Below are 6,839 nucleotides of genomic sequence, written 5' to 3'. Positions count from 1 at the left end.
AAAAAGACTTTTCATGTGTGAGAAAAGACTTTTCATGTGTGAGAAAAGACTTTTCATGTGTGAGAAAAGACTTTTCATGTGTCTGAAAAAGACTTTTCATGTGTGAGAAAAGACTTTTGTAAAAGATTGATTTAAACAAAGGTCTTTTTTGACGTATAATTGTGTTCTAATCAGTGAGTAGTCATGATGAAAAAGGACATTGAAATACGCCAGCACAATGCCTTGACTAATGCTAGGTATGATTACACGGAAATGCAGCTCGACTTGCTGTTTTTCCTAGTATCCAAGCTGCGAAAAGACCAAAAGACAGCTGTTTATGAACTGTCTATCAAGGAATTATCAACGCTTACTGGTAAGAAGTATGATTACCCCTATCTGCGCAAAGCCACCGAAGGCATGGGGTCACGGGTATTTGAAGTTGAAACGGCAACTCAACACTCTCAGCTTTGGATGTTCCAAAGAGTTAACTACCTCAAAGGGCAAGGAATCATCGAAATCAAGCTTACAGAAGACATTGTACCCTATCTATTCGACCTCAAAGACAATTTTACTAGCTATGAATTAGCCTCTGCATTGCGCCTTACTAGTAAGTACGCCAAGCGTATTTACCAGATTTGTAGCCAGTGGAAAGACCTGGGCGAGACCAAAAAGTATGACTTGGAAGACTTCAGAAAAATGCTCGGCCTAATTGATGACAAGGGCAACGAGAAAATGAAGCAAGTCAAAGAGCTGCGAGAAAAGGTGTTGGATATCGCTGTAAAGCAAATCAACGAGCATACTGAGCTACAAGTCAGCTACAAGCTAGAAAAGCGGGTCAGGACGTTTAAAAACATCGTATTCACGGTTAAACCTCAGGCTCTAGCTGACACAATTCCATTTGACCTAGTGCAGGCTACTACAACTGCGGCACCAGCTGGCCTAGCTCCGCACCAAGTTGAAAATGCGGGCCGCTTGCTCGACCAAGTAGGCATCAAAACCCCTGCGTTAGTGGCCACCATTTTAGGCAATGCTGCGCACGTCGCAGTCTGTAACAAGTTCGCCCACGACATGAAAACCGGCAAGCACGCCAAAACCCATTCTCTATCAGGCCTCCTGCTCACAGTGTTAGGCCTCAAAAAACCTGCTACCGGGCCACTATTCAGCACTGTGACTGAATAGCTTGTCTTCTCACTCAATTTCAAGGGATTACCCTAAAACAACCAGCATGAAACTTCCTCATCCAATACCTTATCAGGGCAGCAAAAGGAATCTAGCAGAGCAGATTTTGCAGATGTTCCCTAAGAACTTCAATCGCTTAATTGAGCCCTTCGCAGGTTCAGCAGCAATCACTATCGCAGCTGCCTCTAAATTCAAGGGCAAGCAATTCATAATCAACGACATCAATACCCCTTTAGCAAATCTTTGGAGGGAAATAATCAATAATCCAGACGCTATAGTCAAGTCATATCATGACACTTGGCATGGCCAATTAGACAATCAAGACCAACATTACTATAACATACGCACCAAGTTCAACGAAACACAACAGCCTGATTATCTGCTTTTTCTACTGGCAAAGTGCGTAAAAGCGGCCGTTCGCTACAATGCTCAGGGAGAATTTAATCAAAGTCCCGACAAGAGGCGGTTAGGCAAAAAGCCTGAGTCCATGCAAAGTGACCTGCTTAGAGTTTCAAAGCTTCTCAGAGGAAGGACCACCGTGTATTCATCTGACTATCAGGATGTTTTGAACATGGCTAACGCCGATGATTTGGTCTATATGGACCCACCATATCAGGGGACTGGTCAGAATGGCGGCTTCAAATATGCTGGCACCATTGAGTTTGATAGCTTCATGAATGCCCTCAACCTTTTGAATGACAACAATGTGCCTTATATCTTGAGCTATGATGGGCGCACAGGTGATAAGACTTATGGTAGCCCGATACCAGAAAGCTTGAATCTCACCAAAATTGAGATAAATGCGGGTCGTTCTTCTCAGGCAACACTTTTGAGCCGAGAGGAATATACATTTGAGGCGGTTTACCTGTCACCCGCCTTAACAGCTAAACTGGCTTCTAATCAAGCACCAGTTAATGAGGCGCTTCAAAGCGAACTTTTTGCCCACTAATGCCCGAAAACACCCCTCGTTTTCCAAAGGAATTCATAGAGCAAGTACAAGCAATCACCAACAAGAGAGCGAGGATAGTAATAGACCATATCATTGAACATGGCTTTATTACGACGGATGCACTTAAGGATACTTACGGCTATATCCACCCTCCAAGGGCTGCAATGGATGTCAAAGACGCAGGTATCCCTCTTGAAAGCTTCAAGGTGACAGGGAAACTAGGCCGGCCAATTAGCGCTTACCGCTTTGGAGACCTAACCAAGATGCTCACCGAACGAATAGCAGGTAGGGTAGCTTTCTCTAAGAAATTTAAGAAAGAGCTTTTTGAAGCATCAAATGGCCATTGCAGCATCTGTAATGGCAAATTTGAAGAACGCTACTTACAGGTTGACCACCGAGTACCCTATGAAGTAGCGGGTGATTTGTCTGACAGAGAGCACAAGGATTTTATGCTCCTTTGCGGCTCGTGCAATAGGGCGAAGTCGTGGTCATGTGAGCACTGCAAAAACTGGAAGGACGTAAAAGACCCCAGTATCTGCATGGACTGCTATTGGGGCAGTCCATCACACTACCACCACATAGCGCTGGAGCAAGTAAGGCGCCTTGACATTCAGTGGAACGGGGATGAAGTGCAGTATTATGATGCTATCAAGCTCATTGCTGAACAGCATCAAATCGAGCTACCTGAGCTTATCAAGCAGCTCATTGCAGCTAATGGAAAAAGTGACCCTGAATAGGACTTTAAGCAAAACGGGTTACTCCTTTGGAGTAGCCCGTTTCTATTTTTCGTCCCTTAACATAATGTAGCTTCTCAGACCATCCCCGGAATAAGTACGGTTTTACTCCCCACCGCCCCGACTCGCCAAACGTGGTACTTTTCCGGTTTAGGGCCTTAAAAAACGGGGCCGATTTACCGGCCCGTCAGTGCTTCATCTTCATGCCCGTTTTGCCCTTGCCCAACTGGTCGAGCGCGGCGCGGAAGCCGGTAGCCAGCTGCGCGGCAGGGCCACGGCCGTAGTAGTGCAGGAACATCATGCGCGGCTGGTCAAACAGCATGTGGTTGTGCACGGCCACGACCTCCAAATTATGGGCGCGCAGGGCCTTTATCACCGGGTTTACTTCGTGCTCCAGCATGGCAATGTCGCCGGCCACGTGCGCGTCAGCCTGCTGGCCGGCGAACGCGGCCCACGAGTTCAGGCCGATGGCGGCGGTCATTTCCGTGCCCATCATCACCGATTGCAGGTCCGCCCGGCCCACGGTGTACTTGTAGGTCGGCCCGTTCACTGTGCCTGGTACCCCACCAGCTTATCAAGCGCGGGGATGTCAAACAGCTCCTTGCCGGTGGGCGGTCCGGCGCTGGGCGTGGCGTTGTTGCCCGCCTGCGCGGCCGGGGTGCCGCCGCTGGGCTTCGGCTGGTTGGCCGGCAGCAGCTTGGAATCCTTCAGCGCGGCGGCAAACTTGCGGGCCAGTTCGGCCGGGGCGCCCATGCCGTGGATGTGCATGTAGAAGATGCGCGGCTCTTCGTAGAAGAAGTGGTTATGTACGGCCCCGATTTCCAGCCCCTGGGCCAGCGCGGCCGACATGAGGGGATTTACTTCCTCTTGCAGCAGCACCGTATCGCTCATGAGCATGGCCGATTTGCCGTCCAGCGTGTGCTTGATGGCCACCCAGCCGCCAAAACCGAAGGAGATGGGCACCGGCTCGCCCTTGATGGTCACTTTGAGGTCGTTGCGCGGCAACGGGGTGCTGTGCGTGGCCTGCGCCTCCACGTAGGCCCCTTTCTTGCCCATCGCGGCCTCGATGGCGGCAATGTCGGCCGCGCTCAGCGGCGGGGTTTTGCCGGGAGCCGGGGCTCCGGCGAAGGAAGGCAAGGGGCCTAGCAGCAGCGGCGTGGTGGCCAGCGCCGTGGTTTTGAGCCAATCACGACGAGAAAAACGAAAATCTGACATGGGACGAGGAATAGATGAGACTGCTTAGGGTACGTAAGTAATGTGTAGCCAAGGCAATAAATGCTCAGCTAGCCCACTCTACAAGGTGGTATTCTTACAAGGGGGCGGGCTTACATGAAAGTTTACATCCACCCCTTTGCAAAAAGCCTCCAAACCCCGTATTTGCCCCGTTTAAGGCCGTTTTCAGGCTTAAACGCCCTACTGTGGGAAATACTTTTGGACCACCTTCGGATTGTCCCGTTTCAGGTCCCAATAGCCCTTCGTCAGCCAATCCAGCGCCGCCTTTTTCTTGGCCTGCTCCTGCTGCAATACCACTACCTGCGCCTCAGCTGCTGCTTTCTTCTGCCATAGGTAAGTGCTCAGGCTGACCAGGGCCAGCACCAACGCAATCACCCCCAACCCTAGCCGGCCACTGGTAAAGCCCCATACCTGGCCCACCACGGGCACGCTGCGCGGAATCCGGTCAATCACCTGCTGCAGCTGCGCCGTGCCCGTGGTGAGCGTATTTTCCACCTTCGCGGGCGTGGCCAGGTGCGGCTGGATGGCCTCGGCAATGCCTGGTAATTGATGGTAAACCGCACCTCCTGCTTCACCTTGGCCAGCACCTCGTCCAGCTCGGCCCGGCTCACCGGCTTGCCCTGCTCTAAGCTGCGCTTGTTCAGCGCCTCGATGCCCCGCCGTAGCGCGTTGATGTCTTGAAGTAGCTCTTGCATACGTCGTTGCTGAAAAGTTAATCCCCCATTTCAAAGCCTCGGGACTGCTGCTTGCTCGGCTGCTGCTGGGCCTGCCGCTCTTTGGCCTGGGCGTACTCGGCCGCCAGCTTAGCCAGCGCGTAGTCCTGGCCCACCTGCTGCCACGCCTGGGCCGGGTCCTGGCCTAGCTCGCGGGCCTTGGCAAAGCCCGTTTCCAAATTGCCGGCGCTGTACTCGCGGCCCACCTGGCTGCCCTTCACCCGGTGCCCGTCCTGCGCGAACACCACCCCGGCCGGGCTCCCGTCCTTGCGCCGCGTCAGCTCCAGTTCGATGCCTCGGGGCCGTAGGGCTTCGCGCAGCTCGTCAAAGCTGCGGGCCTGGCCCGCCGTATAGCTCAGGGCGCGGCCGATATCCTGCCGGGCGCGGCTCCACTCGGCCGACTGTTCCTCCTTCGGGGTCGTGGCTTTCACCTGGGCCGGGGTGGGGCCGATTTCGCGGGCCTGCTTCCGGCCCACCTGGTCGGCTACGATTAGCCCGTACTCCTGCTCGATGCCCTTGCACACGTCCACGCTCCGAGAGCGGATAAATTGGTCGCTCACCGTCTGCCCGTCCAAATCCACCCGGTTTACCACCAGGTGCATATGCGGGTGGGTCTTGTCCTGGTGCCGCACCACGGCCCATTGCGTGTTCTCCGGGTCTATGTTCAGCCCCTTTAGGTAGTCCTGGGCAATGCGGCCCATCACCTCGTTGGTCAGCTTCTCCTTTTCCTCGACCGGAAAGGCCAGCGCGACATGCAGCACCGCCTTGCCTAGCCCTGGGCGCATGGCCCGCACCGCGTCGAAGTCCGCCGCCATGTGGTCGGCGCTGTCGGTGCGCACCCCGTGCGCGGCCAGCACCTCGGCCCCTTTGCCGGGGGCCTGCTCCTGTAGCACGTACCGGCACATGGCCCCGAACGACTGGTTCACCTTCACCTTGCCAATCATGACGCTTCGCCCGCAAGCCGCTTCAACAAGTGGTGCATCTGCCGAGTACCGTTGTGGCTCCGGTCCGCTGGTCCTGGCCCAAGTGGGCCAGCTTGGTGAGCTGGTTTAGGTTCGCCGCCATGCCGGCCAGCTGCGCCAGCTGCCGCGCTTCCTCTGGGGTCGGCGGGGCCTGCAGTTTCGTGGCCGTGTTCTGCTTGCGCCATACCGACCGCAGCACTTCGCCCTGGCTCAACTTGTACCGCTCGGCCTCCTGGGTCAGGCGCTCGTGCTCGGCGTCGGTCAGCCGGACGCTCACGACGTGGCGCTGTTTTTCGGCCAGCGGGCCGGCCTTCCGGCCGCCTTTTCGGGGGCGGTGGGGAGTGGATTCAGTGGCTGCTAGGTCTGCCATAGGTGGGTCCCCGAAGGGGCAAGTGTAGTGAGCCCAACGGGCGAACGGGTTTTGGGGATTGCGCGAAGCGCGATTCAGGAAACACGTCTTGCGAAACACGTTGAACGACGCGGGATAGGCCCACAAGATACGGCTCCCCGCACGCACGCGCAACGCTTGGCCCACTCTTTTCGCTGCGCCTCCCAGTTGGTCTTACCGTTGGTTTCCGTTCCAACTCTTGCACCCTCCCGGTTGCCTCTTGCCTCCTACTCCTGGTGCTCCCCTGCCGGCAACGTGGCCACCTTGCTCTGGCCTCCAGCTGCCCCATTTGGTCACCTTCCTCCCTGGTCATTGCCTCCTGTCCTGGTGCGCTTGCTTTCCCCTCTTGTACTCCTTTCCTGACCTGTGGCCTTAGCTGCTACTGTTTCTGTGGGCGCAGTATTCCGGAGTTCAAAGCAGCACATAAGCTCAACAATAAGGTTTATAAACCGTTGATTGCCAATAATATATACTTTATTGAATGCGCGCAAGTCACTGGCTTCTAGGGCTTTGTTGTTTTTTTGTTTTTCTCGCGCCAGTGCCTGATTGAACAGTCCTAAAAGCCTTTTTTCCTCGCGCGAGACACAAGTTGTGTATTTATAAAGCTTTGTTCTATTTGAGAGGCTTGCAACTCATTGATTTAAAGTTATTTGTGACACTCCAAAAAGACTTTTCATGTGTGAGAAAAGACTTTTCATGTGT

9 protein-coding genes are annotated in these 6,839 nt (G+C 54.2%); 3 read left to right on the top strand and 6 right to left on the bottom strand.

The features are described from left to right. Positions 1–183: 183 nt before the first annotated feature. The 3 genes from VI25_RS20275 to VI25_RS20265 are packed head-to-tail and all read left to right on the top strand — an operon-like array spanning position 184 to position 2,844. Positions 184–1,158 carry a replication initiation protein gene (locus VI25_RS20275; protein WP_236705161.1) on the top strand — a complete coding sequence of 325 codons (975 nt, stop codon included), beginning with the start codon at positions 184–186 and terminating at the stop codon, positions 1,156–1,158. Between the two features lie 46 nt (positions 1,159–1,204). Continuing rightward, positions 1,205–2,107 (top strand): Dam family site-specific DNA-(adenine-N6)-methyltransferase, encoded by a 903-nt coding sequence (locus VI25_RS20270; protein WP_045688142.1) that lies wholly within the window; start codon positions 1,205–1,207, stop codon positions 2,105–2,107. After that, positions 2,107–2,844 (top strand): HNH endonuclease, encoded by a 738-nt coding sequence (locus tag VI25_RS20265; protein ID WP_045688143.1) that lies wholly within the window; start codon positions 2,107–2,109, stop codon positions 2,842–2,844. Before VI25_RS20270 ends, VI25_RS20265 begins: the two co-directional genes overlap by 1 nt. A 184-nt stretch (positions 2,845–3,028) precedes the next feature. Here VI25_RS20265 and VI25_RS27265 read toward each other — a convergent pair whose 3' ends face one another. From VI25_RS27265 to VI25_RS20245, 6 genes are all read right to left on the bottom strand, one after another. Next, positions 3,029–3,391 carry a DUF1259 domain-containing protein gene (locus VI25_RS27265; protein ID WP_236705160.1) on the bottom strand — a complete coding sequence of 121 codons (363 nt, stop codon included), beginning with the start codon at positions 3,389–3,391 and terminating at the stop codon, positions 3,029–3,031. Continuing rightward, positions 3,388–4,056 (bottom strand): DUF1259 domain-containing protein, encoded by a 669-nt coding sequence (locus VI25_RS20260; protein WP_236705159.1) that lies wholly within the window; start codon positions 4,054–4,056, stop codon positions 3,388–3,390. Before VI25_RS20260 ends, VI25_RS27265 begins: the two co-directional genes overlap by 4 nt. Positions 4,057–4,254: 198 nt before the next feature. Then, a complete protein-coding gene (locus VI25_RS20255; protein WP_045688145.1) occupies positions 4,255–4,569 on the bottom strand; it encodes a hypothetical protein in 315 nt (104 codons plus the stop codon). Continuing rightward, a complete protein-coding gene (locus VI25_RS24875; protein ID WP_152981727.1) occupies positions 4,524–4,769 on the bottom strand; it encodes a hypothetical protein in 246 nt (81 codons plus the stop codon). The genes VI25_RS20255 and VI25_RS24875 overlap by 46 nt, the downstream gene beginning before the upstream one ends. A gap of 17 nt (positions 4,770–4,786) precedes the next feature. After that, positions 4,787–5,692 (bottom strand): relaxase/mobilization nuclease domain-containing protein, encoded by a 906-nt coding sequence (locus tag VI25_RS20250; protein ID WP_236705162.1) that lies wholly within the window; start codon positions 5,690–5,692, stop codon positions 4,787–4,789. A gap of 61 nt (positions 5,693–5,753) precedes the next feature. After that, positions 5,754–6,119 (bottom strand): plasmid mobilization protein, encoded by a 366-nt coding sequence (locus tag VI25_RS20245; RefSeq protein WP_055562779.1) that lies wholly within the window; start codon positions 6,117–6,119, stop codon positions 5,754–5,756. Positions 6,120–6,839 lie beyond the last annotated feature (720 nt).

This window comes from Hymenobacter sp. AT01-02 (genome assembly GCF_000961955.2).
GTDB lineage: Bacteria > Bacteroidota > Bacteroidia > Cytophagales > Hymenobacteraceae > Hymenobacter > Hymenobacter mucosus.
Note: the sequence above shows the minus strand (reverse complement) of the source record. Positions and strands in the feature narration are given on the sequence as shown.

Excerpts from the sequence above, each read along its gene's own strand:
- VI25_RS20275 (WP_236705161.1), top strand. The coding sequence starts at position 184 with ATGATGAAAAAGGACATTGAAATACGCCAGCACAATGCCTTGACTAAT.
- VI25_RS20270 (WP_045688142.1), top strand. The coding sequence starts at position 1,205 with ATGAAACTTCCTCATCCAATACCTTATCAGGGCAGCAAAAGGAATCTA.
- VI25_RS20265 (WP_045688143.1), top strand. The coding sequence starts at position 2,107 with ATGCCCGAAAACACCCCTCGTTTTCCAAAGGAATTCATAGAGCAAGTA.
- VI25_RS20260 (WP_236705159.1), bottom strand. The coding sequence starts at position 4,056 with ATGTCAGATTTTCGTTTTTCTCGTCGTGATTGGCTCAAAACCACGGCG.
- VI25_RS24875 (WP_152981727.1), bottom strand. The coding sequence starts at position 4,769 with ATGCAAGAGCTACTTCAAGACATCAACGCGCTACGGCGGGGCATCGAG.
- VI25_RS20250 (WP_236705162.1), bottom strand. The coding sequence starts at position 5,692 with ATGTGCCGGTACGTGCTACAGGAGCAGGCCCCCGGCAAAGGGGCCGAG.
- VI25_RS20245 (WP_055562779.1), bottom strand. The coding sequence starts at position 6,119 with ATGGCAGACCTAGCAGCCACTGAATCCACTCCCCACCGCCCCCGAAAA.